The 25605-nt window shown below is 68.3% G+C and carries 21 protein-coding genes; 10 read left to right on the forward strand and 11 right to left on the reverse strand.

Annotation, left to right across the window (positions count from 1 at the left end; genetic code table 11):
* Positions 1 to 31: 31 nt before the first annotated feature.
* Positions 32 to 1042, reverse strand: coding sequence for a Bug family tripartite tricarboxylate transporter substrate binding protein (locus F624_RS0120955; protein ID WP_043329586.1), 1011 nt, complete (start codon positions 1040 to 1042; stop codon positions 32 to 34).
* A gap of 233 nt (positions 1043 to 1275) precedes the next feature.
* Here F624_RS0120955 and F624_RS0120960 point away from each other — a divergent pair, with 233 nt between their 5' ends.
* From F624_RS0120960 to F624_RS0120985, 6 genes are all read left to right on the forward strand, one after another.
* Positions 1276 to 1833, forward strand: coding sequence for a MarR family winged helix-turn-helix transcriptional regulator (locus F624_RS0120960; RefSeq protein WP_019576315.1), 558 nt, complete (start codon positions 1276 to 1278; stop codon positions 1831 to 1833).
* A 74-nt stretch (positions 1834 to 1907) separates the two neighbouring features.
* Entirely contained in the window at positions 1908 to 3140 is a 1233-nt protein-coding gene (locus F624_RS0120965) for a CaiB/BaiF CoA transferase family protein (RefSeq protein ID WP_019576316.1), read from the forward strand.
* Between the two features lie 8 nt (positions 3141 to 3148).
* Positions 3149 to 4102, forward strand: a complete 954-nt coding sequence (locus F624_RS0120970) for a hydroxymethylglutaryl-CoA lyase (protein ID WP_019576317.1) — start codon at positions 3149 to 3151, stop codon at positions 4100 to 4102.
* A 2-nt stretch (positions 4103 to 4104) separates the two neighbouring features.
* Complete coding sequence (locus F624_RS0120975) at positions 4105 to 4497, forward strand: VOC family protein (RefSeq protein ID WP_019576318.1); 393 nt, start codon at positions 4105 to 4107, stop codon at positions 4495 to 4497.
* Between the two features lie 43 nt (positions 4498 to 4540).
* Complete coding sequence (locus F624_RS0120980) at positions 4541 to 5530, forward strand: Bug family tripartite tricarboxylate transporter substrate binding protein (protein WP_019576319.1); 990 nt, start codon at positions 4541 to 4543, stop codon at positions 5528 to 5530.
* 80 nt (positions 5531 to 5610) lie between these two features.
* Positions 5611 to 6072: a GNAT family N-acetyltransferase gene (locus F624_RS0120985; RefSeq protein WP_019576320.1), complete on the forward strand. Its 462-nt coding sequence runs from the start codon at positions 5611 to 5613 to the stop codon at positions 6070 to 6072.
* A 31-nt stretch (positions 6073 to 6103) separates the two neighbouring features.
* Here F624_RS0120985 and F624_RS0120990 read toward each other — a convergent pair whose 3' ends face one another.
* From F624_RS0120990 to F624_RS0121010, 5 genes are all read right to left on the reverse strand, one after another.
* Positions 6104 to 7426, reverse strand: coding sequence for a cadherin-like beta sandwich domain-containing protein (locus tag F624_RS0120990; RefSeq protein WP_169426666.1), 1323 nt, complete (start codon positions 7424 to 7426; stop codon positions 6104 to 6106).
* A 107-nt stretch (positions 7427 to 7533) separates the two neighbouring features.
* A complete protein-coding gene (locus F624_RS0120995) occupies positions 7534 to 7788 on the reverse strand; it encodes an acyl-CoA-binding protein (protein ID WP_019576322.1) in 255 nt (84 codons plus the stop codon).
* Positions 7789 to 7940: 152 nt separating this feature from the next.
* Positions 7941 to 9281 carry a glutamate carboxypeptidase gene (locus F624_RS0121000; protein WP_019576323.1) on the reverse strand — a complete coding sequence of 447 codons (1341 nt, stop codon included), beginning with the start codon at positions 9279 to 9281 and terminating at the stop codon, positions 7941 to 7943.
* Positions 9282 to 9323: 42 nt separating this feature from the next.
* Entirely contained in the window at positions 9324 to 10418 is a 1095-nt protein-coding gene (locus F624_RS0121005; RefSeq protein WP_019576324.1) for a M14 family metallopeptidase, read from the reverse strand.
* A 2-nt stretch (positions 10419 to 10420) separates the two neighbouring features.
* Positions 10421 to 11623: a M20 aminoacylase family protein gene (locus F624_RS0121010; protein WP_019576325.1), complete on the reverse strand. Its 1203-nt coding sequence runs from the start codon at positions 11621 to 11623 to the stop codon at positions 10421 to 10423.
* A gap of 96 nt (positions 11624 to 11719) precedes the next feature.
* Here F624_RS0121010 and argE point away from each other — a divergent pair, with 96 nt between their 5' ends.
* Positions 11720 to 12877, forward strand: coding sequence for an acetylornithine deacetylase (argE, locus tag F624_RS0121015; protein WP_031255753.1), 1158 nt, complete (start codon positions 11720 to 11722; stop codon positions 12875 to 12877).
* Between the two features lie 2 nt (positions 12878 to 12879).
* Here the strand turns inward: argE and F624_RS0121020 are convergent, their stop codons facing one another.
* On the reverse strand, positions 12880 to 14082 hold the full coding sequence (locus F624_RS0121020; protein WP_084679580.1) for an ABC transporter substrate-binding protein: 1203 nt from the start codon (positions 14080 to 14082) through the stop codon (positions 12880 to 12882).
* Positions 14083 to 14169: 87 nt separating this feature from the next.
* Here F624_RS0121020 and F624_RS0121025 point away from each other — a divergent pair, with 87 nt between their 5' ends.
* Complete coding sequence (locus tag F624_RS0121025) at positions 14170 to 16218, forward strand: molybdopterin-containing oxidoreductase family protein (RefSeq protein WP_019576328.1); 2049 nt, start codon at positions 14170 to 14172, stop codon at positions 16216 to 16218.
* Positions 16219 to 16401: 183 nt separating this feature from the next.
* Positions 16402 to 16605, forward strand: a complete 204-nt coding sequence (gene hemP, locus F624_RS0121030; protein ID WP_019576329.1) for a hemin uptake protein HemP — start codon at positions 16402 to 16404, stop codon at positions 16603 to 16605.
* Positions 16606 to 16712: 107 nt separating this feature from the next.
* Here hemP and F624_RS0121035 read toward each other — a convergent pair whose 3' ends face one another.
* A complete protein-coding gene (locus tag F624_RS0121035) occupies positions 16713 to 17651 on the reverse strand; it encodes a LysR family transcriptional regulator (RefSeq protein WP_019576330.1) in 939 nt (312 codons plus the stop codon).
* A gap of 250 nt (positions 17652 to 17901) precedes the next feature.
* On the opposite strand from F624_RS0121035, the gene ggt reads away from it, so the two are divergent.
* Positions 17902 to 19521, forward strand: coding sequence for a gamma-glutamyltransferase (ggt, locus tag F624_RS0121040; protein ID WP_425387328.1), 1620 nt, complete (start codon positions 17902 to 17904; stop codon positions 19519 to 19521).
* A 105-nt stretch (positions 19522 to 19626) separates the two neighbouring features.
* Here the strand turns inward: ggt and F624_RS0121045 are convergent, their stop codons facing one another.
* The 3 genes from F624_RS0121045 to F624_RS0121055 are packed head-to-tail and all read right to left on the reverse strand — an operon-like array spanning position 19627 to position 25535.
* Positions 19627 to 21087, reverse strand: coding sequence for an efflux transporter outer membrane subunit (locus F624_RS0121045; protein WP_084679581.1), 1461 nt, complete (start codon positions 21085 to 21087; stop codon positions 19627 to 19629).
* Positions 21080 to 24289, reverse strand: coding sequence for an efflux RND transporter permease subunit (locus F624_RS0121050; RefSeq protein ID WP_043426377.1), 3210 nt, complete (start codon positions 24287 to 24289; stop codon positions 21080 to 21082). Before F624_RS0121050 ends, F624_RS0121045 begins: the two co-directional genes overlap by 8 nt.
* A gap of 13 nt (positions 24290 to 24302) precedes the next feature.
* Positions 24303 to 25535, reverse strand: coding sequence for an efflux RND transporter periplasmic adaptor subunit (locus F624_RS0121055; protein ID WP_019576334.1), 1233 nt, complete (start codon positions 25533 to 25535; stop codon positions 24303 to 24305).
* Between the last annotated feature and the right edge of the window lie 70 nt (positions 25536 to 25605).

Consider the following 25605-nt stretch of genomic DNA (forward strand, 5'->3'; position numbering starts at 1 on the left):
GGTCATTCGGTTGGGGTGGATCAGGTGGCGCTCAATCGGCCGCCACGAAGCCAACCGACTTCATGATACGGCCCCAGCGGGCGCTGTCGTCGCGCATGGTCTGCAGCAAGGCCTCGGGGCCTTCGCCCACCGGGTACATGCCGTTGGGCAGCAGTTGCTGGCGCACTTCGCGGCTGTTGACGGCCTTCAGCAGCTCTCGGCGCAGCAGCTCGAGCACGGGTTGAGGGGTGCGTGCCGGCGCGTAATAGGCAAACCAGGCCGAGGCAATCACATCGGGGTAGCCCAGTTCGACAAAGGTCGGTGCGCTGGGCAAGGCCGGTGAGCGGCGACTGCCGCTGGTGGCCAGCAGCTTGACACGCCCAGAGGGCAGCATCGACAGCGCACCGCCCACCGTGTCGAAATAGACCGGCACCGTGCCCCCCATGACGTCTTGCCGGGCCGGCGTCGAGCCTTTGTAGGGCACGTGCAGCATGCGCAGACCGGCCGCCCGGTTCAGCATCTCGCCCAGGAAGTGCGAGGGTGTGCCCGACCCGTATGAGGCAAAGCTCAGCTGCTCACCCTGCGAGCCCTGGGTCTTGGCCCAGGCCACAAACTCCGCCACGGTGTTCGCCGGCACGGATTGGTGAACCACCATGGCCAGATCGAAGCTGGCGGCATTCACCAGCGGCGCGAAATCCTTGAAGGGGTCGTAGGCCAGCTTGGGGTAGGCATGGGGAAACATGGTCATGAGGCCTGCGGTGCCCAGCAACAGGGTGTGGCCATCGGGCTCGGCGTTCTTCACGGTCTCGACCGCAATGCGCCCGGCCGCCCCGGCCTTGTTCTCCAGCACCCAGGGGCCCAGGGTGCCTCGCACCGCCTGGGCCAGCGCCCGTGTCAGCACGTCCTGGGTGCCGCCGGCCGGAATGCCGACCAACACCCGGGTGGGGCGAGACGCGAAGTCGCTGCCCTGAGCCCTCGCCGCAAAAGGCAAGGCCGGGAGCATCCCCAGCAGATGTCGGCGGCTGAGCGCCAGGTGGGGCGGGGTGGCTTGAGAATTCGGCATGGGCAGACTCGGCGTCAGGGGTCACGGGGCCGCGGAGCGGGGTGCCTGTACTGTAGGAGGGCGCCCATCAGTTGTTGAAATCAATCCATGCCCCGGAAAACCCTGAGACTGCAGCGCCAGCCGGGCCAACCCGCCTTGGGGCCCGCCCTGAAACACTCGACAAGTCTTTGATTTTGTGAGGTTCTCGGTATGTTTTCTGATTTTCGCTTCGGCAACCGAAATAATCGCTGCTGATGCCTGCCACTCCCCCCACCCCCGCCCCCACCCGCCTGCGCCAACCCCAGGCCATCGACGACATGCTGCTGTTTCGCCTGAGCCGCCTGCTGGCGGTGGGCGGCGCGGCCGTGGTGCGCCTGTGCGAGGGGCGCTACGGCATCACCCGGCGCGAGTGGGCGGTGTTGTCGCTGCTGTGGCAGCAACAGGGCCTGGGGCCGTCCGAACTGGCCGACCGGGTGCAGCTGGACCGGGCCCGCACCTCCAAGGCGCTGGGGCAGTTGCTGGCCAAGCAGCTGGTGCGGCGCGAGCCCCGCCCGGGCGACCGCCGCCGCGCCCTGCTGTGGCTCACACCGGCGGGCGAGGCCCTGGTGACCGAGTTGCTGCCCCAGGTGCACCAGCTCAACGCGCAGTTGCTGCAGGTGCTCAGCACGCCCGAGGTCGACGCCCTGGACCAGGCGCTGGCCCGCCTGCAGCAACAGGCCCTGGCGCTGAACCAGGCGCAGGACCCCGACCGCCCCAAGGCCGACCGGCGCCTGGGCCGACGGCGCGCCCCAGGGGCGCCAGACATACCCTGACTTCGCAAAACGCGAACAGGGCTTGCAGCAACAGAAATGGACAGGGCCGCCCGGGCGGCGGCACACTGCGCGCCATGACAAGCCCCTCTGAATTCCTCCCGGCCACCGGCCCGCTCGCCGGCCTCAAGGTGCTGGAGCTGGGCCAGCTGATTGCCGGCCCCTTTGCCGCCAAGACCCTGGCCGACTTCGGCGCCGACGTGGTGAAGATCGAACCCCTGGGCAGTGGCGACCCGCTGCGCAAATGGCGCCTGCTCAAGGACGGCACCTCGGTCTGGTGGCAGGTGCAGTCGCGCAACAAGCGCTCGCTGGCCCTGGACCTGAAGGCCGCCGAGGCCCAGGCCATCGTGCGCCAGCTGGCCGCCGAGGCCGATGTGCTGATCGAGAACTTCCGCCCCGGCGCCATGGAAGGCTGGGGCCTGGGCCCTGACGAGCTGCTGGCCTTGAACCCGCGCCTGGTGATGCTGCGCATCAGCGGCTACGGCCAGACCGGCCCCTACCGCGACAAGCCCGGCTTCGGCGTGGTGGCCGAGGCCATGAGCGGGCTGCGCCACCTCACCGCCGAGCCCGGCCGCGTGCCGGTGCGGGTGGGGGTGTCGATCGGCGACACGCTGGCCTCGTTGCATGGCGTGATCGGCATCCTGATGGCCTTGCAGGAGCGCCAGCGCAGCGGCCAGGGCCAGGTGATTGACGTGGCCCTGTACGAGGCAGTGTTCAACTGCATGGAAAGCCTGCTGCCCGAGTACAGCGCCTTTGGTGCGGTGCGCGGCCCGGCCGGCAGCGCCCTGCCCGGCATCGCGCCCAGCAACGCCTACCGCTGTGCCGACGGGGGTTACGCCCTGATCGCGGGCAATGGCGACAGCATCTTCAAGCGCCTGATGCACGAGATGGGGCGTGACGACCTGGGCCAGGACCCGGCCCTGGGCGACAACGCCGGGCGCGTGGCCCGGGTGGCCGAGATCGATGCCGCCATCGGTGCCTGGACAGAGAAGCTGACGGTGGACGAGGTGCTGGCCGCGCTCGACCGGGCCTCGGTGCCGGCAGGCCGCATCTACACCGTGGCCGACATCGCCGCCGACCCGCATTACCAGGCACGCGGCATGATCGAGCAGGTGCGGCTGGACGATGGCAGCACCCTGGCCGTGCCCGGCATCATCCCCAAGCTGTCGCGCACCCCGGGCGGGCACCGCCGCAATGCGCCGCTGGGCATCGGACAGGACACCGACGCCGTGCTGCGCGACATCGGCCTGAGCGCCGAGCAGATCCAGGCCCTGAAAGAGCGGGGCATCGTCGCCGGAGAACCCACATGACACGCCCCATGACCCGCATCCACTTCAACGAAGTCTCCACGCGCGACGGTTTTCAGATCGAGCCCAAGTTCATCCCCACCGACACCAAGGTGGCCCTGGTGGACGCGCTGAGCGAGTGCGGCTACGCCAAGATCGAAGTGACCTCGTTCACCTCGCCCAAGGCGATCCCCATGCTGCGCGACGCCGAGGAGGTGATGGGCCGCATCCGCCGCGTGCCAGGGGTGGAGTACACCGTGCTGGTGCCCAACCTGCGCGGCGCCGAGCGCGCGCTGGAATCGCGGGCGGACGAGCTGAACCTGGTGATGTCCACCTCCGAGACGCACAACCTGGCCAACCTGCGCATGCCGCGCGAGCACAGCTTTGCCGCACTGGCCGAGGTGGTGCGGCGGGTGGACGGCCGCACGCCGATCAATGTGTCGCTGTCGACCTGCTTCGGCTGCCCCATGGAGGGCGAGGTGCCACTGACCGAGGTGCTGCGCTTTGCCGACCGCTTTGCCGACCTGGGCGTGCGGGGTCTGACGATCTGCGACACCACCGGCATGGCCCACCCGGCCCAGGTGCAGGCGGTGTGCGAGGCCCTGCAGGCACGCTTTGCCCACCTGCAACTGACCCTGCACTTCCACAACACCCGCGGCATGGGGCTGGCCAATGTGCTGGCCGCCGTGCAAAGCGGCATCACCCGGTTTGACGGCTCGCTGGGCGGCCTGGGGGGCTGCCCCTACGCCCCGGGCGCCAGCGGCAACATCAGCAGCGAGGACGCGATCCACATGCTGGACGCCATGGGCTACGACACCGGCATCGACCTGCCGCGCCTGCTGGCCGTGGCGCGCCAGATGCCCGCCATCGTGGGCCACGAGGTGCCCGGCCAGGTGGCCAAGGCCGGCCGCATTTCCGACCTGCACCCCGCCCCCCCTAGCGTGGCCGAGCTGCGCCAACACTTCAACACCAACCAAGGAGCCTGAGCATGATCGACCACCTGGACCACCTGGTGCTGACCACCCACGACGAGGCCGCCTGCGTCGACTTCTACACCCGTGTGATGGGCATGCAGCTCGAGAGCTTCATCGGCGGCACGCCGCCGGTCGAACGCAAGGCCTTCAAGTTCGGCCAGCAGAAGATCAACCTGCATGTGCGGGGCCGCGAGTTCGAGCCCAAGGCCCACCTGCCGGTGCCCGGCGCGCTGGACCTGTGCTTCATTGCCACCGTGCCGCTGGCCCAGGTGATCGAACGCCTGCAGGCCGCCGCCTGGCCCATCGTCGAAGGCCCCGTGATGCGCACCGGCGCCACCCAGAAGATCCGCTCGGTCTATGTGCGCGACCCGGATCTGAACCTGATCGAGATTTCAGAGCTGGCCTGACGGGGCCAGTGCAGCGACACAGAACAAAAACGGAGACAAGACCATGCAAAGACGCCATGTCCTGGGGCAGATCGCCTCACTCACTTCACTGTCGGCCCTCTCGGGCCTGGGCACAGAGGCCTGGGCACAGAGCCGCTTCCCGCAGCGCCCCATCACCCTGGTGGTGCCCACCGCCCCCGGCGGCACCACCGACTTCACGGCACGGCTGATCACCGAGCCCCTGAGCCGAGCCTTCGGCCAGCCGGTGATCGTCGACAACAAGCCCGGGGCCTCGGGCAACATCGGCAACCAGATCGTGGCGCGGGCCCGGCCCGACGGCTACACCCTGCTGGTGTCGTACAGCGGCTACCACGTGGGCAACCCGCACCTGTTCAAGCAGGCGGGCTGGGACCCGATCAAGGACTTCACACCCGTGGCCATGATGACGCGCGCCCCGCAGGTGATCGCCATCAACCCCAAGCTGCCGGTGAACAACCTCAAGGAGCTGATCGCCTATGCCAAGGCCAACCCGGGCAAGCTGAACTTTGCCTCGTCGGGCAATGGCTCGATCCAGCACATCGCCGGCGAGTTGTTCAAGCAGCTGACCGGCACCTTCATCACCCACATCCCCTACCGGGGCTCGGGCCCGGCGGTGCAGGACCTGATGGCGGGCCAGGTGGACATCTTCATCACCACCCCCGCGGGCGTGGTGAGCCAGATCCAGGGCGGCCGCCTGAAGGGCGTGGGCGTGACCAGCAAGAAACGCCTGAGCTCCCTGCCCGAGGTGCCGACCACCACCGAGGCTGGTCTGCCCGGCTATGAGCTGGATTCGTGGTTTGCGCTCTACGCCCCGGCCGGCACGCCGGCGGAGGTGGTGCAGACCCTCAACAGCGAAGTGAACCGCATCCTGGCCAGCGGCGATGCCCGCAAGAAGGCCGAGGAGTCGGGCACGGATGTCGAACAGATGAGCCCGAAGCAACTGGCGGACTTCACGCGCTCAGAGCTGGAGCGCTGGGGGCGGATCATCCAGACCGCCCACATCACGCTCGAATGAGCCGCGCAGGCACCCTGCCCTGCATGGCTTAAAGTCCAGGCCAGTGGCCCATCCCGGGCCGCCCCAGCCGGAGCAGTTCCATGCGTTTCGAGATCCGCGAGGACGACCTCAGCGGCCCTGAGATCCAGGCCTTGCTGCGCGAGCACCTGGCCGGCATGCAGGCCGACACCCCGCCCGAGAGCGTGCACGCGCTGCCGCTGGAGGCATTGCGCCAACCCGGCATCACGCTGTGGTCGGCCTGGCGCGGAGACCGGCTGTGCGGCTGTGGCGCACTCAAGACGCTGGCCCCCCTGCATGGCGAACTCAAGTCCATGCGCACCCACGGCGCGTTCCTGCGCCAGGGCGTGGGTCAGGCCGTGCTCGACCACATCCTCGCGCAGGCTCGCGCACGCGGCCTGCTGCGCCTGAGCCTGGAGACCGGCACCGCCCCTTCGTTCGCGGCGGCCCATGCGCTGTACCGGCGCAATGGCTTTCTGCCCTGCGAGCCCTTTGCAGACTACCGACCCGACCCGCACAGCCTGTTCATGAGCCGGCTGCTGTGAGGCGCCGGCCCCCCGGCGATGACAGACCGCCTCAGGCGATGCTGATCGTCATGTTGGCGCTGTAGCCCGTGCTGAGGTCGCCGCTCAGCGTCAGCATCTCGGTGCTGGTGCCATCGCTGAACACGTTGTCGGCCGAAAAGCTGGTGACCGAGGTGTTCTGCCCCTTGGTGTAGAGCGCGCTGTTGTAGACCGCGGTGGTGATGGTCTGCGGAAAAGCCAGCTGGGTGGTGGCCGTGGCCGACACCGCCAGGTTGTCGTTGAGGTACACCTGGACATGGATGTGGGTGATGCGGCCCGCATACCAGCCAGGGTAGATGGTGGTGAACGTGACCTGGCCGTTGCTGTCGGTCACCTGGATGCCGCGCAGGTAGGTCAGACCGCTCTGGCCGGCGTTGTTGCTGGTGCTGTAGCCTGAGTACAGGCCATCCTTGTCGCAATGCCAGATGTAGATGCCTGCACCGCTGATGGCGGCGCAGTTGCTGCCGGTGCTCAGAACCGTGAGGGTGAGCGTCAGCGGGACGCCGGTCTTGCTTTCGCGGATGTCGCTGCGCACGATGGCCGAATTGGTCAGGATGGCGTAGAGCGGGTACGGACCATCGGTCTCGGTCGCAGTCAGCGTGCAACTGCCGGCAGCCGATCGGGTGACCGTCAAGGTGTAGGTCTGGGTGCTGACGCCATCGGCCGCCGTCACCACCACGGTCACGGTATTGCTGCCCACCGACAGCGCGATGCTGCCCGAGGCCGCACCGCTGCTGACCGTGCTGCCATTGATCTTGAGCGAGCCCGAGCCGGCCAGCGTGGCGCTGACCGTGAGGCTGCTCACGCTGTTGGCCACCGTGGCGGTGTAGCTGGTGGTGGTGGCCGCAAAGGCCGGCGAAAGGCTGCCCGCAGACAGGGTGAGTGCGCTGAGCGTGGCATCCGACGACAAGGTGGCGGCCGCCCGTGTGACCACCACCGTGTAGGTCTTGGTGGTGCTGCCATCGCTGGCGGTGACCACCACCGTCACGGTGTTGGTGCCCACACTGAGACTGATCGCGGCCGAGGCGCTGCCGCTGGCCACCGTGCTGCCATTGACCTGGATGGTGGCGCCGCTGTCGGTGGCCGTGGGGCTGACAGTGAGGCTGCCGACCGCATTGCCGACGCTGGCGGCATAGACGGTGGTGCCACTGGCAAACGCCGGCGACAGGCTGCCAGCGGACAGGCTCAGGCCGGCCAGAGTGGCCACCGAGGACGTGGCGGCCGTCGAGCTGCTGCCACCACCACAGGAGCTCAGGGCCAGGGCACCCAGCGTGCCCACCAGGGCGAAGGCATGGCGGCGCCCCAAGGGGTGGGAACCGGACGAATGATGGGGCATGAGCACCTCTGCAGAGAACGACAGAGGCATTCTGTACACGCTCATGTCACCGGATCACGGCCCCAAAGTCACCACTTTGTGAAGCAGCCTGAGGGGCTGGACAGCGCTCAGCTGAGCGACTGGATCAGGTCGATGTAGAGCTGCTTGGCCTCATCCTGGGTCTTGCCCTTGAGCTTGTCCCAGGCGTCCCACTTGAAGCGGCCCACCTGGTCGGTGAAGCCGGGCTTCTTCTCGGTGTTGTCACCCTGGGTGGCCTGTTTGTACAGGGCGTAGATCTTCAGCAGGGTGGGGTTGTCGGGGCGCTCGCTGAGGTTCTTGGAGTTGGCCACGGCGGCTTCGAACAAGGTGTTCAGATCGGACATGTCTCGGATTTCCTGGTTGGGGTTGTCGTCATGGGGCGGGTCAGGCGGGCCAGCAGACCCACCGGTCGGCCCGGCAGACATTCATCTTAAGCGGCGCATGCCTGCATCGCTGGCTTGGCCAGGCCATCCGCGTCCACAGTGTCGCCAACTGTTCAATCTGCGCCCGCCACGCGGCCGGCGGCAAAGTCACCGATCAGGCGCAGGCCCAGGTACAGCCTGGGCTGGATGGAATCGAGCAGCACGTACTCGGCCTTGTCGGAGTGCGCGCCAAAACCCTGCAGGCCCAGGCGTTCGAGCACCGGGGCGCGGGTTTCGAGGGCGGCAAAGGCGGCATCGGTGCCGCCGCCTTCCGGGCGGTCGTCGATCTGCAGCGGGTGTCCGATCTCGCGGTAGATCTGCTGGGCGTGAGCCCCCACGCGGCGCGCGGCATCGCTGGGCTCCAGGGGCGGGCGGCGGTTCTCCAGCGTCACGCTGACCTCCGAGCCGGGCAGCAGGTGGCGCTGGATGCGCGACTGCAACTGGCTGTCCAGGGCCTGCAGGTCGCTCACGCGCAGCAGGCGCACATCGGCCTGGGCGCTGGCCTCGGGCGGGATCATGTTGCGCACCACACCGGCCTTGGCGACGGTCCAGTTGACCTTCAGGCCGCGCTCGGGCACGGACAGATCCCGCAATTGCAGCAGCTGGTGCGACAACTCGTACAGCGCGTTGATGCCGGACTCGGGGGCACCACCGGCGTGCGAGGCCCGACCCACCACCTTGAGCGAGGCCATGGCGATGCCGCTGGTGGCCAGCGACAGCTTGTCGGCCCCGACGCGGGTGGCTTCGTAGGACAGCACCAGATCGTGCTCACGCCCCAGTCGGGCCAGGGTCTTGCGCGAGGCGGGCGAGCTGATCTCTTCATCGCCGTTGATGAGCACCGTCAACTGGCCGTAGCTCTGGACCCCCAGGCGCTTGAGCAGGGCCACGGTGTGCAGCACGGTGGCCACGCCCTGCTTGTCGTCGGCAATGCCCAGGCCATAGGCGCGGTTGCCTTCCACGCGGTAGGGTTGCTGGGCCAGCATGCCCCGGGGGTAGACGGTGTCCATGTGGGCGATCAGCAGGATGCGGCGCTGCCCGCCGCCCTTGAACACCGCGTGCACCATGCGACCGGGCCGGGGCGGCGTGTCTTCCATGCGGTACAGGTCGGCCGGTGCCGCCTCGATGAAGTTCACCTCACCCCCCAGTTCGCGCAGGCGACCGGCAATGAGTTCGGAGATCTGGTCCAGGCCTTCGCGGTCGCTGCTGCCGCTTTCGATGTTGACCAGGGCGCGCAAGGTCTCCAGCAGGGCCGGCTGCTCCTGCCCAGCCGCCGCCCACAGCGGGGCCTGGGCGGCCGGCGGGGCCACGGTATCGGCCCGCGCCGCTGGGCTCAGCCAGGCGGCTGCCAGCAGGCTCAAGCCCAGCAGGGCGGCCCGGCGGTGGATGTTGCGGCCACAAGGGTTCATCGGGTTCATGGTGCTTCTGGACTGTGGGAGTGAGAAAGGCCGGCCCTCGGCTCAGGCCAGGCCGTCGACCGCCTGGAACAGGGCCTGCCGGGCCTGGCTGATGATCTGGCCTTTCCAGGCATCGGTGTCGGTGTAGAAGGCCGCCAGCACCTGCTGGCGGATGGCCTCGGCCAACGCGGGCGGCGCCTCGGGGTGCCCGTTCAACCAGTGTTCGGCCCGCAGGGCGTGCAGCACCTGCAGCACCGGCTGGGTGCCGTACTCCAGGGCGATGCCGGTGACCTCGGCCTGCGGGCATTCCTGGTAGGCACTCTCCCACATCAGGCCGGTGAGCAAGGGCGAGGTGGAGGAGCCGTCGTAGATCGAGGTGACCGGCGTGGCGCCGCCGCCGCCCCACCAGGCCCGGGCCCGGGCCACGGCCGCCGGTTCATTGCGGCCGGCAAAGATGCGCTCGCCCAGGCCACTGGGCCCCAGGCCGGTGTGCAGGTCGATCCAGCCCAGGCGGCGGGCCTGACGGCCATGCTGGCGCAGCACGGCGCGCAGGGTCAGGTTGCTCCAGGTGGGGGCCTGGCCGCCGAAGAACAGGCCCTGGGGGAACTCGTGCTGGCCACGCGCCACCGCGGCCTGAAAGGCGGCCTCGCCGCGCCGGGCCAGGAAGTCGGCGATGGCGGCCTGGTTGGCCGCATCGGGCGGCCACACCTCGGGCAGCAGCAGCGGGGCCAGTTCGCGGTAGGCCTCGTTGAGCGGCAGGGGCTGGCTGAAATCGTGGAAGTTGCGGTTCAGGTCGACGTTCTCGTGCGTGACCCGGCGCAGGTGCGAAAACCCGTAGGGGTTGAGCGCGTGCACATACAGCACAGCCACCCCGGCCGCCTGGGCACGCTCACGCCATTCGGCGTCATGCAGGGCGAACACCTGCACACCCGAGCCGCAAAAACCCTCCAGCCCATGGCAGCCGCTGCTGACGATCAGCAGGGCCTGGGCATCGGGCGGGCCGTCGCGCGCCACGTCCATGGCCAGGGCCTCGCCGTCGCGCCCCGGCAAGGGGTGGGGGTGCGACTCGATGGGCAGGCCAGCCGTGGCCGCTGCCTCCAGAAACAGCCGACGCGCCTCGGCGTAACGGCTGGCAAAGGCCTGCGGCACCGCCAGCATGATCAGACCCCTTCAGGCTGTTGGGCAAACCACTTCTGCACCAGGCGCACCCACAGCGAGCCCCCCAGCGGGATCAGGTCGTCATTGAAGTCGTAGCTGGGGTTGTGCAGCATGCACGGGCCGCCGCCATGGCCCATCTCGCGGTGCGCGCCGTCACCGTTGGCGATGAAGAAATAGGCGCCCGGCTTGGCCTGCAGCATGTAGGCAAAGTCTTCCGCGCCCATGGTGGGCTCTTGCGGCAGCACCTTGTCGGCCCCCACCAGATCGACCATCACGCTGCGGGCGAACTCGGCCTCGGCGGGGTGGTTGATGGTGGGCGGGTAGTTGCGCACGAACTCGAAGCTGCACTCGGCCCCGAAGGCGGCCGCCACGCCGTGTGAGATCTCGGACATGCGGCGCTCGATGAGGTCAAGCACCTCGGTGGTGAAGGTGCGCACCGTGCCCTGCAGCTCGCAGCTGTCTGGGATGACGTTGGTGGCCTCGCCCGCATGGATCATGGTGACCGAGATGACGCCGGCGTCGACCGGCTTCTTGTTGCGGGTGACGATGGTCTGGAAGCCCTGCACCATCTGGCAGGCGATCAGCACCGGGTCGATGCCGGTGTGCGGCAGGGCCGCGTGGCCGCCCTTGCCACGCACGGTGATCTTGAACTCGCTGGTCGAGGCCATCACCGGGCCGGGGCTGACGGCCATGGTGCCCACAGGCATGCCGGGCCAGTTGTGCATGCCGAACACGGCCTGCATGGGGAACTGCTCGAACAGGCCGTCGTTGACCATCTCGCGGGCGCCGCCACCGCCCTCTTCGGCCGGCTGGAAGATCAGGTACACCGTGCCATCGAAATCACGGTGGCGGGCCAGGTGCTGGGCCGCCGCCAGCAGCATGGCCACGTGGCCGTCGTGCCCACAGGCGTGCATCTTGCCGGGATGCCGGCTGGCATGGGCGAAGGTGTTGAACTCCTGCATGGGCAGCGCGTCCATATCGGCGCGCAGGCCGATGGCACGCGGGCTGCTTCCGCCCTTGACGATGCCGACCACACCGGTCTTGCCCAGGCCACGGTGCACCGGAATGCCCCACTCGGTGAGCTTGGCCGCGATCAGGTCGGCAGTGCGCAGTTCTTCAAAACACAACTCGGGGTGAGCATGGATGTCGCGGCGCACCGCCGCGATGCCGGCCGCCTGGGCCACGATGGAGTCAAGGATTTGCATGGTGATGTAGTGGGCGCTTAATGGATCAGTCTAGCAATGGGCAGGGCTTTGCCGCAAGTTCTGCGCCATCCGCGCACATCATCCACAATGCCAACCATGATTTCCGAACGAGCCCTTGCACTGGCGCAGACCCTGGTCCGGATGGACACGGTGAGCCGAAACTCCAACCTCGAGTTGATCCACTTCGTGCGCGACGAATTGCAGCGCCTGGGCGTGGCCAGCCGCCTGACCTGGAACGCCGACAAGACCAAGGCCAACCTGTTTGCCACGCTGGGCGAGGGCAAGCCCGCGGGGGTGATCCTGTCGGGTCACACCGACACCGTGCCCTGGGACGGCCAGGCCTGGAGCCTGGAGCCACTGTCGGCCACGGTGCGCGACGGCCGCCTGTACGGACGGGGCTCGGCCGACATGAAGGCCTTCATCGGCATCGCACTGGCCCAGGCCCAGCACTTTCTGGACAGCCCGGCCCCCTTCGCCATCCACCTGGCGCTGAGCTTTGACGAAGAAGTGGGCTGCCTGGGCGTGAAGGAGCTGATTGCCGACCTGCGCGACGCCCACATCCAGCCCCTGGCCTGCATCGTGGGCGAGCCCACGCTGATGGTGCCGGCCATTGCCCACAAGGGGGTGTACCGCTACCGCTGCTGCGTGCGCGGCAAAGAGGCGCACTCGTCGCTGACCCCGCGCTCCGTCAACGCCATCGAGATGGCGGCCCGGTTGGTCGGCACGCTGCGCGACATGGCCGAGGGCTTCGAGCGCGACGAACCCCGCTACACGGGCTTTGACGTGCCCTACACCACCGCCAGCGTGGGCCAGTTCCACGGCGGCATTGCCGACAACGTGGTGCCGCGCGACGCCGAGTTCCGCTACGAGTTCCGCAACCTGCCCACCGTGGACGCGCTGGCGCTGCAGTCGCAGGTGGTGGCCGCCGCCCGTGCCCTGGAGCCCGGCATGCAAAAGGTGAGCCCCGAGGCGGGCTTCAGCTTCGAGCCCATCTGCGAGGTGCCGGCCTTCCTGGGCTCGGCCGACGATGCCGTGACCCGGCTGGCGCAGCGCCTGGCCGGCGCATCGGGCACCACCCTGGTGGCCTTCGGCACCGAAGCGGGGCTGTTCAAGCAGGCCGGCATCCCCACGGTGGTGTGCGGGCCGGGCAGCATCGAGCAGGCGCACCAGCCCGATGAGTACGTGAGCCTGGAGCAACTGGGGCGCTGCGAGCAATTTCTGCAGGGCCTGGGCGGGGTGCGCGAAATCGCCTGAGCTCAGGTGCGGATCGTGCCGTCGCCCACCAGGGTGGAGAGCTCGACGAAGTCGGAGGCCACATGGCGCGCCGGCCCCAATTCAATCGGAAAGCCTGCGATCTCACGCCGCCCGAGCGACTCCAGCCCCTCGACCAGGCCCTCGCGGCTCAGGCGCCCCATGCGCTGGGCCGCCTGCAGCCCGGCCACCAGCACCGAGGCGGCCAGATAGCCTTCGATGGCGGAATAGGTGAGCGCCACACGCCCCCCCGCCTTGCGGGCCGCCGCCCGGAACTGGATGGCCAGCGGATGGCCGTCGACGTAGGGTGAAGGCATGACCTGAGAGATCATCACGCCAGCCCCTTCGCGCCCCAGGGTGTCGATCATGTCCTGTGTGCCCACAAAGGACACCGCCGCGAACAAGCCGGCAAACCCGGCCTTGCGGGCAGCCCTGATGAAGGCCGCCGCCGCCTGGTAGGTGCACACCAGCACGATGGCCTCGGGCCGCAGCGGTGCCAGGGCCCGCACCGCAGCACTGACGTCAAGTGAGTTGCGCTCGATGCTGGCCTGCCCCAGCAGGCCCAGGCCCTGGGCCGCCAGGGCCCGTGTCAACGCATCCAGCCCGGCGTCACCATAGGAGTCACCCTGGCGCAACAGGGCCACCCGGCGCACCCCTCTGGCGCGCAGCGTGGACACGACCAGAGACAACTCTTCTCGGTACGAGGCCCGGAGGATGAAAACCTGCTGGTGCAAAGGTTCACGCACGGCCTGCGCCCCGGTTCGGGGGGCTATGAAGGGCACCCGCGCCTGCAGGGCCAAGGGCATGGCAGCCAGGCTGGTGGGTGTGCCCACGTAGCCGAACAGGGCAAAAACACCCTCGCGAATGAAACGGCGTGTGTTGTCGGCGCAACGGTCTGCCTCATAACCATCGTCCTGGATGCGCAACTCGAGGGTGCGCAAGCCGATGCCACCTGCTGCGTTGACCTGGTCGAACACCAGTTGGGCCCCTTGCACGTAGTTGCGCCCCAGGTGGGCGGTGGGGCCGGTCAAGGGAACCGACTGGCCCAATATCAGCGGGCCGTCACCCGGGCTTTTGCCTGGGCTGCTGCCAGGGCCACGCGCCCAGGCCGGACTCCCCAGCGTCGCCGCACAGGCCAGTTGGACCAGCCGACGCCGGGTCGGCTGCTGCGGGGGTTCACCAGAAGGAAACGACGATGGTGCAAGCATGGACTTTCGACGTTAACGCTTGTCACGCTGTATGACAATGCGTTCAAACACAGTGGCCCATCGGGCCCATCCGACCACGACCGCCCCATGAACCAGCCCATCGACGACACCCAGGTGCTTGGCGCCTGCCCCCACGACTGCCCCGACACCTGCTCGCTGCTGACCACCGTGAAAGACGGCGTGGCCACCCGCGTGCAAGGCAACCCGGCCCACCCGCTCACCGGCGGCGTGCTGTGCGCCAAGGTGTCGAAGTACCCCGAGCGCACCTACCACCCGGATCGCCTGCTGCACCCGATGAAGCGCGTGGGGCCCAAGGGCTCGGGCCAGTTCGTGCGCGTGGGCTGGGACGAGGCGCTGAGCGACATCGCGCAGCGCCTGTCGGCCATCGCGGCACGCGCGCCCGAGGCCGTGCTGCCCTACAGCTACGCCGGCACCATGGGGCTGGTGCAGGGCGACGGCATGGCGGCGCGCTTCTTCCACCGCCTGGGCGCCAGCCGGCTGGACCAGACCATCTGCTCGTCGGCGGGCACGGCCGGGCTGGTGCACACCCTGGGTGGCAAGGTGGGCATGAAGGTGCAGTTCTTTGCCGAGGCCCGGCTCATCGTGATCTGGGGCAGCAACTCGATCGGCAGCAACCTGCACTTCTGGCGCATTGCGCAAGAGGCCAAGCGCCAGGGCGCCCGCCTGGTGTGCATCGACCCGCGCCGCAGCGAAACCGCCGAGAAGTGCCATGAGCACATCGCCCTGCGCCCCGGCACCGATGCGGCGCTGGCGCTGGCCCTGATGCAGCAGTTGATCGTGCACGACTGGCTGGACCACGACTACATCGAGCACCACACCCTGGGCTGGGCCGAGTTGCGCGAGCGCGCCCTGCAGTGGCCGCCCGAACGCGCGGCCGAGGTGTGCGGCGTGCCGGTGGAGCAGATCACGCGCCTGGCGCACGACTACGCCCACACCCGGCCCGCGGCCATCCGCCTCAACTACGGGGTGCAGCGCGTGCGCGGCGGCGCCAATGCCGTGCGCGCCATCGCCTGCCTGCCCGCCCTCACGGGGGCCTGGCGGCAACGCGGTGGAGGCATTCTGCTGTCGAGCTCGGGGCAGTTCCCGGTGCAGCGCCAGACCCTGCAACGGCCCGATCTGCTGGGCGAACGCCGGCCGCGGCTGATCAACATGTCCACCATCGGGGATGCGCTCAACCAGCCGGCTTCGGCCGCCTTCGGGCCGGCCCTGGAGGCCGTGGTGGTCTACAACAGCAACCCGGTGGCCGTGGCCCCGGACTCGGCCCGGGTGGTGGCCGGCTTTGCGCGTGACGACCTGTTCACCGTGGTGCTGGAGCATTTCCAGACCGACACCGCCGACTACGCCGACTACCTGCTGCCCGCGACCACGCAACTGGAGCACTGGGACATCCACCTGGCCTATGGCCACACCGATGTGCTGCTGAACCGCCCGGCCATTGCCCCGCTGGGCGAAGCCCTGCCCAACAGCGAGATCTTCCGCCGCCTGGCGCAGCGCATGGGCTACAGCGACCCTTGCTTTGCCGAAGAGGACGAAACCCTGTGCCGCCAGGCTTTCGGCGACCGGATCGACTACGACCAATTGCTGAGCCAGGGCTTTGCCAGCCTGCCGCTGGCCGACGCCCCCTTTGCCGAAGGCGGGTTTCCGACGCCGTCGGGGCGCTGCGAATTCCTCAGCCCCGCTCTGGTGGCGCAAGGGCTGGACGGCCTGCCCGACCACCTGCCCAACCACGAACTGCCCGACCCCGCTGGGCCCTGGCCGCTGGCCATGATCTCGCCGCCGGCGCGCAACTTCCTGAACTCGACCTTCGTCAACGTGACCAGCCTGCGCAACATCGAGACCGAGCCGGTGCTGGAGATCCACCCCGACGACGCCGGCCCGCGCCAGATCCACAGCGGCGACGTGGTGCGCGTGTTCAACGCCCGAGGCAACTACCACTGCAAGGCCGAGGTCAGCGAACGGGCCCGCCCCGGCGTGGTCAACGGCCTGGGCATCTGGTGGCGCAAGTTCGGGCTGAACGGCACCAATGTGAACGAACTCACCAGTCAGGCCCTGACCGACCTGGGCCGGGGCCCGACCTTCTACGACTGCGCCGTGCAGGTCAGCCGGCTGGGCTGAAGAGGGGGCGGAAGGAGGGGCCTGCTGCGCGGGCCGAGCGGCCGCCATGGCGACGGCAGGGTTGATTGAATTTTTTAATGAGATTCATTCTCATTTGAGTGCATAATCCACCCATCAGCCAGTCTGCGGGGCCGCCCATCGGGCCCGCAGACCCAGCCAGCCCCATTTCATCGACTTGCCGCCATGACCCAACTCACCGCCCTGTCCACTCCGTTTCAGACCGCAGCAGCCCCGTCGCGTGGCCCCTCGGCCTCGGCCGGCTCGGCGCCCCGGATCGTGCCCAGCCAGGAGCTGCTGGCCGGCCAGAAGACGGTCGAGATCCTGCACAACGGCCTGCTGTACCGCCTGCAGGCCACCCGCCTGGGCAAGCTGATCCTGACCAAATAAAGTTTCATCGTGGGGCGACCCTTGCACGGCCACAGCCGTGTCTCCAAGGTCGTTTTGGCCAGCCATCGGGAGCCGTCATGCGGCCCACCCGACCAGCCAAGCCTTTTTTACCCCGCGACCCGCTCCCCGAGCTCGCCCGCCGCCGAGCGCGCAAACAGCTCGGCCAGGGCCTCCACCAGGGCCGTCACGCGTGGCGGCACAAAGCGGTTGCTGGGCAGCACCGCGTACAGCGGCGCCGCCGCCCCCAGCCAGTGGGGCAGCACGCGCTGCAATCGCCCATCCGCCAAGGCCCCCGCCAGTTGCAGGGCCGACTGGTAGACCACCCCCTGCCCTTGCAAAGCCCAGTCCAATGCCACCGAGGCATCGTTGCAGCGCAGCGCGCCGCGCACCGGCACGGTCACGGCCTGCCCTGCCCCATCGACGGGGCTGAACGCCCAGTCGCACAACAGACGCCCGCGCACTTCATAGGTCAGGCATTCGTGCTGTGCCAGGTCCTGCGGCTGCTGCGGCCAACCCCGGCGCCGCAGGTAGGCCGGGCTGGCGCAGGCGATGCGGTGCGAGGGGGCCAGCAAGCGGGCCGCCAGCCCAGAATCGGGCAAGGGCCCATAGCGCACCGCCACATCGATCGCCTCGCGCACCAGGTCGACATGGGTGTCGGTGACGCGCAGGTCGATCTCCAGCCCGGGGTGTTGCGCGGCAAAGCCGGGCAGCCAGTCCAGCAACAGGCCGCGGGCCAGCGCCGATGAGGTGGTGAGGCGCAGGCTGCCCGTGAGGGCCGCAGACCCGCCCCGCACCAGGGCCTGACCTTCGGCCACCAGCTCCAGGGCGCGGCGTGCGTGATCGATCATCACCCGCCCCTCCTGGGTGGCTTGCACGCTGCGCGTGCTGCGCTCGAACAGGCGCACCCCCAGGCTGGTCTCGAGTCGTTTGATGGCGGCGCTGACCGCGGCCGTGCTCAGGCCGCAGCGGCGGCCCGCCGGGGTGAAGCCGCCGGTTTCGGCCGCCGCCACCAGCACCTTGAGATCGGCCAGATTGTCAAATTTCATGAAACAGTCATTTCGCCGCCAGCGGCAAATTCCCTGATCATAAATTGAGCAACGGCCCCTAAACTGCCCCGACCCGGCCCCTGGAGGCCGGGATTCCCCCCCCCGCAAGACATCAACGAGGAGAAGCCGGATGAATTTCCCCCGACGCCTGCCCCGCCTGCGCACCACGGTGCTCACGGGCTGCCTGTTCCTGAGTTTCCACTGGGTCGCGCACGCCGCCTCGGTGGCCCCCGTGGCCGCCGAGAACGGCATGGTGGTGGCCGCCCAGCATCTGGCCACGAAAGTGGGGGTGGACGTGCTGAAACGCGGCGGCAACGCCGTGGATGCGGCCGTGGCCGTGGGGTACGCGCTGGCCGTGGTGTACCCTGCCGCCGGCAACCTGGGCGGTGGCGGCTTCATGACGCTGCAGCTGGCCGACGGACGCAAGACCTTCCTGGATTTCCGCGAGAAGGCCCCGCTGGCCGCCACGCCGAACATGTACCTCGACAAGGACGGCAACGTCATCAAGGGTCTGAGCACCCACGGCCACCTGGCGGTGGGTGTGCCCGGCAGCGTGTCGGGCCTGGAGTGGGCGCGCGAGAAGTACGGCACGCTCAAGCGCCAGGAGCTGCTGGCCCCGTCGATCACCCTGGCCGATCAGGGCTTTGTGCTGGACCAGGGCGACATCGACATGTTGCTCACCGCCACCGGCGACTTCCGCAAAGACCCGGCCTCGGCGGCCATCTTCCTCAAGGGGGGCGAGCCCTACCAGGTGGGCGACAAGCTGGTGCAGAAAGACCTGGCCCGCACCTTGAAGGCGATCAGCGACAAGGGGCCTGAAGGCTTTTACAAGGGCCCGGTGGCCCAGGCCCTGACCCAAGCCAGCCAGGCCGGGGGCGGCCTGATCACCCAGGCCGACCTGGACCAGTACAAGACCCGCGAAATGCCCCCGGTCGAATGCGATTACCGCGGCTACCACGTGGTGTCGGCACCGCCCCCGAGCTCGGGCGGGGTGATCATCTGCGAGATCCTGAACATCCTCGAGGGCTACCCGCTGAAAGACCTGGGCTTTCGCTCGGCCCAGTCGGTGCACTACCAGATCGAGGCCATGCGCCACGCCTATGTGGACCGCAACAGCTACCTGGGCGACCCCGACTTTGTGAAGAACCCCATCGCCCGCCTGACCGACAAGGCCTATGCGGCGCAGATCCGCGCGGTGATCGACCCCAACAAGGCCGGCGTGTCCAAGGACATCAAGCCGGGCGTGGCGCCGCACGAGGGCAGCAACACCACCCACTACTCGATTGCCGACCGCTGGGGCAATGCAGTGTCGGTCACCTACACCTTGAACGACTGGTTCGGTGCCAAGGTGACGGTGCCGGGCACAGGCGTGTTGCTGAACAACGAGATGGATGACTTCACGGTGAAGATCGGCGTGCCCAACATCTACGGCCTGGTGCAGGGCGAGGCCAATGCCATCGCCCCGGGCAAGCGCCCGCTGTCGTCGATGAGCCCGACCATCGTCAGCAAGGACAACCAGCCCGTGATGGTGGTGGGCACGCCCGGCGGCAGCCGCATCATCACCGCGGTGCTGCACACCCTGCTGAACGTGATCGACTACGGCATGAACGTGCAGGAAGCCGTGGATGCCCCGCGCTTCCACCAGCAATGGCTGCCCGATGTGACCAACATGGAGAACTTTGCCATCTCGCCCGACACCCGCAAGCTGCTGGAGGCCGCAGGCCACAAGCTGGGCGCACCGCAGCCCGCCAACCACCTGGCCGCGGTGCTGATCGGCGCGCCCTCGCTGGGCGGCAAGCCGGTGGGCAAGAACCGCTTTTATGGCGCCAACGATCCGCGCCGCAACAGCGGCCTGGCCATGGGCTATTGAGCTGTTGAGCTGTTGATTGGGGTTCTTCGAACCCAGTCGGCACAGCACCACACACAAAAGGGGCCGTCACGACGGCCCCTTTTTGCGTTCTCGGTCAGCCCTGTTTCAGCGGCTGCCCACCACGGTGCCATCGCGCCAGCCGCCACCCAGGGCCTGGTGCAGGGCCACGGTGTCGCCCAGGTAGACCGCCTGCGCCGCCAGGTGGGCCAGGCGGGCCTGCAGCCAGGCCTGGCGGGTGCTGAGCCACTGGGGCTGGGCGACATAGCCCTGGTCGAACTGCTGGCGGGTCAGGCGCAGCAGATTTTGTGCAGCGGCTTCGGCATCGCGGGCCACGGCCAGCGCCTGGCCGTCGTGCTGCAAGGCCACCAGGGTGTCGGCCACATTCTGGAAAGCGGTCAGCACCACGCCCTGGTACTGCGCCTGGGCGGCTTCGGCCCCGGCCTCGGCCGCGCGCTTGCGGGCCGACAGGGTACCGGCCGAAAACAAAGGCGCACTCACGCCGCCCAACAAGCCCCAGGCCTTGTTGCCGGCCGACAGCAGGCCTCCCAGGCCGCCCCCCGAATACGCCAGGTTCGCCGTCAGCGACAGCTGGGGCAGCATGTTGGCCGTGGCCACACCGATTTGCGCATAGGCCGCATGGTATTGGGCTGCGGCGGCCTGCACATCAGGGCGCCGGCTCACCAATTGCGAGGGCAAGGCCTGCGGCAGCGCGGCCGGCACGCGCACGGGCGCCTGCTGCACCGTGCCCAGATCGGCGGCCGGGAACTCGCCGCACAGCACGGCCAGCAGGTTGCGCGTCTGCTCCAGCTGCTTGCGCAGGGGCGGCAACTGGGCCGCGGTCTGGGCGTAGGCCGATTCCTGCTGGGCCAGATCAAGGCCGCTGGCGTAGCCTTGCGCCTTCAGCCCACGGGTGTGCGCCAGTTGCTGCTGTGCCAGTTGCAAGGCTTCTTCAAGCACAGCGATCTGCTCGACCAGCATCTGCTCCTGAATCACGGCGGTCGCCACATTGCTGGCCAGGGTGACACGCAGGGCCTCCAGCTGCAGGCGCTGACTGTCAGCCCCCGCCTGCAGGGACTCGACCTGGCGTTGGTTGCCGCCAAACACGTCCGGAACAAAGCCCACGCTGAGCTGGGCCGTGTTGAGTGTGAACAGGCTGGCATTGGAGGCCAGGGGCGAGGCCAGCACCTGACCCGAGTTCTGCCGATTGGCGCTGTAGCCCGCCTGCACCTGCGGGAAGAACAGGCCACGCTGCGCCGTGACCAGCTCCTGCGCCTGGCGCAGATTGGCCAGGCCCGCATCGATGCCCGGGTTGTGCTGGAGCGCACGTTGCACCAGGCCGTCCAGCCGTGGCGAGCCGTAGGCGGTCCACCAATCGGGGCGGATGTCGGCCGTGCCGGCGGTGGCCATCGGTTCAGCCTGGCGGGTGAAAGCGCTCACCTCAGGCGCCTTGGGCGCGTGGTAGTCGGGGCCGACGGCGCAGGCCGACAGCAGGCCGGCGCCCAGCAGGCAGCCCGCCAGGGTGCTGAGCGAGCCCCCCATGCGAATGCGACACAGTGAATCAAGCATGGGCGTCCTCCTCGTGGGCCAGCGCATCGCCACCCAGGCCTTTGCGGCGTTTCTTGAGTTTCAGGTGGCGCAGCACGGTGAGGCGCATGGCGGGCACCACCAGCAGCAGGAACACCGGCCCCAGCAGCATGCCGCCCACCACCACGGTGGCCAGCGGTCGCTGCACCTGGCTGCCGATGCCATGGCTGAGCGCGGCCGGGAACAGGCCGATGCAGGCCGACAGAGCCGTCATCAGCAGCGGCCGCATGCGGTGGATGTAGGCCTCGTAGATGGCGTCTTCGGCGCTCTGCCCGGCCAGGCGCAGCTCCTTGAAATAGCTCAGGATCAGGATGCCGTCCATGACAGACACGCCAAGCAACGAGACAAAACCGATCACGGCCGAGATGCTGATCACCTGGTCGGACACATACAGGGCCAGGATGCCGCAGGCCACGGTGAAGGGCACGGCCGCCAGGGCCAGCAGGCTGTAGGCAAAGCTGCTGAACAGGGCATACAGCAGCACCAGGATCAGGGCCATGGCCATCGGGATCAGAACGCCCATGCGGGCCTTGGCCTGTTGCAGCGACTCGAACTCGCCCGCGTACTGGATGCGGTAGCCCTCGGGCAACTTGACCTCGGCGGCCACGCGCTGCTGCAGTTCGGACACGGTGCTGCCCAGGTCGCGGTCGCGCACGCTGAACTTGATCGGGATGTAGCGCTCGTTGCGCTCGTGGTAGATGTAGGTGGCCCCGGTGTCCAGCGTGATGTCGGCGATGTCGCGCAGGGGCACAAAGGCGTTGCCCCCGCCCGTGGTGGTGTAGCCGATGCGCAGGTCTCGCACGCTTTGCAGGTCGCGCCGGTTGGCCGACAGGTAGCGCACGCTCAGGCCGTACTGGCGCTCGCCCTCCAGCACCGTGGTGGCCACGGTGCCGCCCATGGCCGCCTGGATGGCGGTGTTGACGTCGCCGGTGTTCAGCCCATAGCGGGCCGCCTTCTGCCGGTCGATCTGGATGTTGAGGTTGGGCTGGCCCAGGGTGTTGAAGATGCCGATGTCGGCCGTGCCCTGCACCTTGCTCATCACGGCGACCACGTCGACGGCCAGCTTCTCGAGCGTGACGAGGTCGGGGCCCATGATCTTCACGGAGTTGGCGCCCTTGACGCCCGACAGGCCCTCCTGCACGTTGTCCTGGATGTACTGCGAGAAGTTGAAACCCACGCCCGGGAACTCGCGGGCGAACTTCTCCTGCAGCTCGGCCACCAGTTGCTCCTTGCTGACACCGGCAGGCCATTCGTCAAAGGGCTTGAGCGGGGCGAACAACTCGACGTTGTTGAAGCCTGAGGCATCCGAGCCGTCGTCGGGGCGGCCGTGCTGCGAGACCACGGTGATCACCTCGGGGTAGCTCTTGATGATCTCGCGCATGCGGTTGGCCTTGGCGGTGCCAGCCTCCAGCGAGATGGTGGGCGGCATGGAGGCCCGGATCCACAGGTTGCCTTCTTCCAGCGCTGGCAGGAACTCGCTGCCCAGGCGCGAAGCCAGCACCCCGACCGCCAGCAGAAACACCACACCGCCGATGCACACGGCCAGGGCATGCCGCAGCGACCAGCGCAGGGCCGGCTCGTAGGCCTTGCGCACGAACTCGACGATGCGGGTTTCGTGCTCCTGGATGCGGCGCGGCAACAGGTAGGCGGCCAGCACCGGGGTGACGGTGAAGGTGGCCAGCAGCGCGCCCGCCAGCGCGTAGCCGTAGGTGCGGGCCATGGGGCCGAAGATCTGCCCTTCCACCCCGGTCATGAGGAACAGCGGCGAGAAGGCGGCGATGGTGATGACGGTGGAGAACAGCACCGAGTTGTCGACCTGCAGCGAGCTCATGAAGATCATGCGCAGGCGCTGGGTCCAGCCCAGGGCCGGGTCGGTGACCATGCCGTGCGGGCCGCGGGTCATGGCGCGCAGCGCATTGATGCGTTCGCGCGGGCTCTTCTGGAAGTTGCGAAAGATGTTCTCAACCAGGATCACCGCCGAGTCGACGATGATGCCGAAATCGACCGCGCCCAGCGACAGCAGGTTGGCCGACTCGCCCGTGAGCACCAGCATCATGATGCTGAAGAACAGCGCAAACGGGATGTTGACGCTCACGATCACCGCGCTGCGCAAATCGCCCAGGAAGATCCACTGGATCACGAACACCAGCAGGCAGCCGAAGATCAAGTTGTGGATGACGGTGTGGGTGGTCACGTTGACCAGGGTGGAGCGGTCGTAGTAGGGCACGAGTTGAACACCCTGCGGCAGGCTGCCATCGACGTTGAGCTTGTCCACCGCCTCCTTGACGCGGGCGATCACGTCCTTGGTCTGCTGCAGGCGGTTCATCACCACCACGCCGGTGACGACATCGCTCTCTGCGTCGCGACCGGCCTCGCCCAGGCGCGGCACGCTGCCCACGCTGACCGAGGCCACGTCCTTGACCAGCACGGGCAGGCCGTTCTGCTGGGTGATGACGATGTTGCCGGCGTCGGCGGCGTCGCGCACCAGGCCCAGGCCGCGCACGTTGACCGACTGCTCGCCCACGCTGAGGTTGCGCCCACCCACATTGCTGTTGGCATTGCCCACGGCGCTGAGCACCTGCTGCAGCGTCAGGCCGTAGCTTTCGAGCTTGGCGGGGTTGATTTCGACGTGGTATTCCTTGGTGGTGCCGCCCCAGGTGACCACCTGGGCCACGCCTGGCACGGTGAGCAGGCGGCGCTGGATGATCCAGTCCTGGATGCCGCGCAGGTCGGTGAGGCTGTAGGTGGACGGGCCCTTGACCTGGTAGCGCAGGATTTCACCCACCAGGCTGGAGGCCTGGATCTGCGGCTGCACGCCGCCGGGCAGGTTGACGTTCTGCTGCAGGTTGAGCGCGGTCTGGGTCAGGGCGGGCACGTACTCGACGCCGTACTTGAAGGTGACGCGCACGAAGGCCAGGCCATAGAAGGAGGTGGAGCGGATGTTGTCCACGCCCATGGTGGTGGCCAGGCCGATCTCCATGGGGCGGGTGTAGTAGCGCTCCATCTCTTCGGCCGACAGGCCCGGGGCCTGGGCGGTGATCTCGAGAATCACCGGGGCCGGGTTGGGGTAGGCCTCGACATTGAGTTTGATGAAGGCCAGCACGCCGGCGGCCATGAAGGCCAGCAGCCCGAGCAGCACCACCGGGCGGCGCGTCAGGACGAACGCCAATAAGGAACGGAACACGGCAGGGCCTCTTTCAGTTCGTGGTGATGAGGTAGAGGTTGCTCAGAAACAAGCCCTTGTCGCGTGCGATCTTTTCGCCCGGATTCAGGCCTTTCGTGATCTGCACCAGGCCGTTTTGCACCAGACCGGTTTCGACCACGCGGCGCTTGAAGCGCACGCCATCGGCGGTGACCCAGGCCGACATGCTGCCGTCGCCCTCGCGGGCCAGTGCGTTTTGCGGCACGGCAGGCGATTCCACCGGAGCGCCGACGCGAATCACAAAGTTGGCCAGCATCTGCGCCTTGAGCAGGTGCTGCGGGTCGGCCACGTCAGCACGCACGGTGAGGCGGTGGGTGGCCGGGTCGGCCACATCGCCGATGTAGCTGACCTTGCCGCTGAAGCTCTTGTCAGGGTAGGCCGAGACGCGCACGGTGACGTTCTGCCCTTTCTGGTAGGCCGACAGTTCGGACTCCGGCACGCTGGCCACCATCCACAGCTGTTGCAGGTTGGCCACGGCCACCGGGGCGGTGTTGTTGCCGGGCTGCACCAACTGGCCCGGGGCACCGGCGCGCGCAGTGACCCGGCCCGACAGCGGGCTGCGCACCGGCATCTCGGTGTCGACCTTGCGGGTGGTCTCGAGGGTGTCGATGTCCTGCGGGCTGAGGCCGAACAGTTCAAGGTTCTTGCGGGCGGCACGGTAGGCCGCATCGGCCGTCTGCTGGTCGGCCTGGTTCTGCTGCAGTTCCTTTTGCGGAATGCTCTGGGCCTCGGCCAGGGCCTGGGCGCGGCGCAGGGTTTCGTTGGCCACGCGCAGGTTGCCACTGGCCGAGATCAGGGCCGAGGCGGCCTGGGCCAGGTCGGGGATCTGCACGGTGTAGAGCACCTGGCCCCTGCTCACATCATCGCCCGCTTTCACGCCGATCTGCCCGATGCGGCCCTGGTAGGGCGAGAACACCTGCACCGCATTGTCCTGGTTGAGGTCGATGATGCCGATGGCTTCGCGCTGCTGCTCGAAGCGTTGCGTCTTCACCCCGCCCACCTGGAGTTCGGTCACTTGTTCTGGGGCCATCTGGAGCTCATCCACGCCGGTGCGGGTGGCCAGCACCGGGCCACTCTCGCTCGCGGCCTTGGTGGGCGCCGGCGCCCTGAACAGGTAGACCGCCCCGCCTGCAGCGGCCAACAGCACCAGCCCCACGATCAGACCCATGACCGGGCTGATACGCCCTTCGTGCCGCACGGCGCGCCCACGCTTTTCTTGCTTTGCCATCACTGAACCTCTTCTCAACCCGTCGACGACCGAGGGTGGTCGCCGCATTGCGTGGTGGACTGTAAGAAGA

Origin of the sequence: Curvibacter lanceolatus ATCC 14669, from assembly GCF_000381265.1 — a bacterium.
GTDB lineage: Bacteria > Pseudomonadota > Gammaproteobacteria > Burkholderiales > Burkholderiaceae_C > Curvibacter > Curvibacter lanceolatus.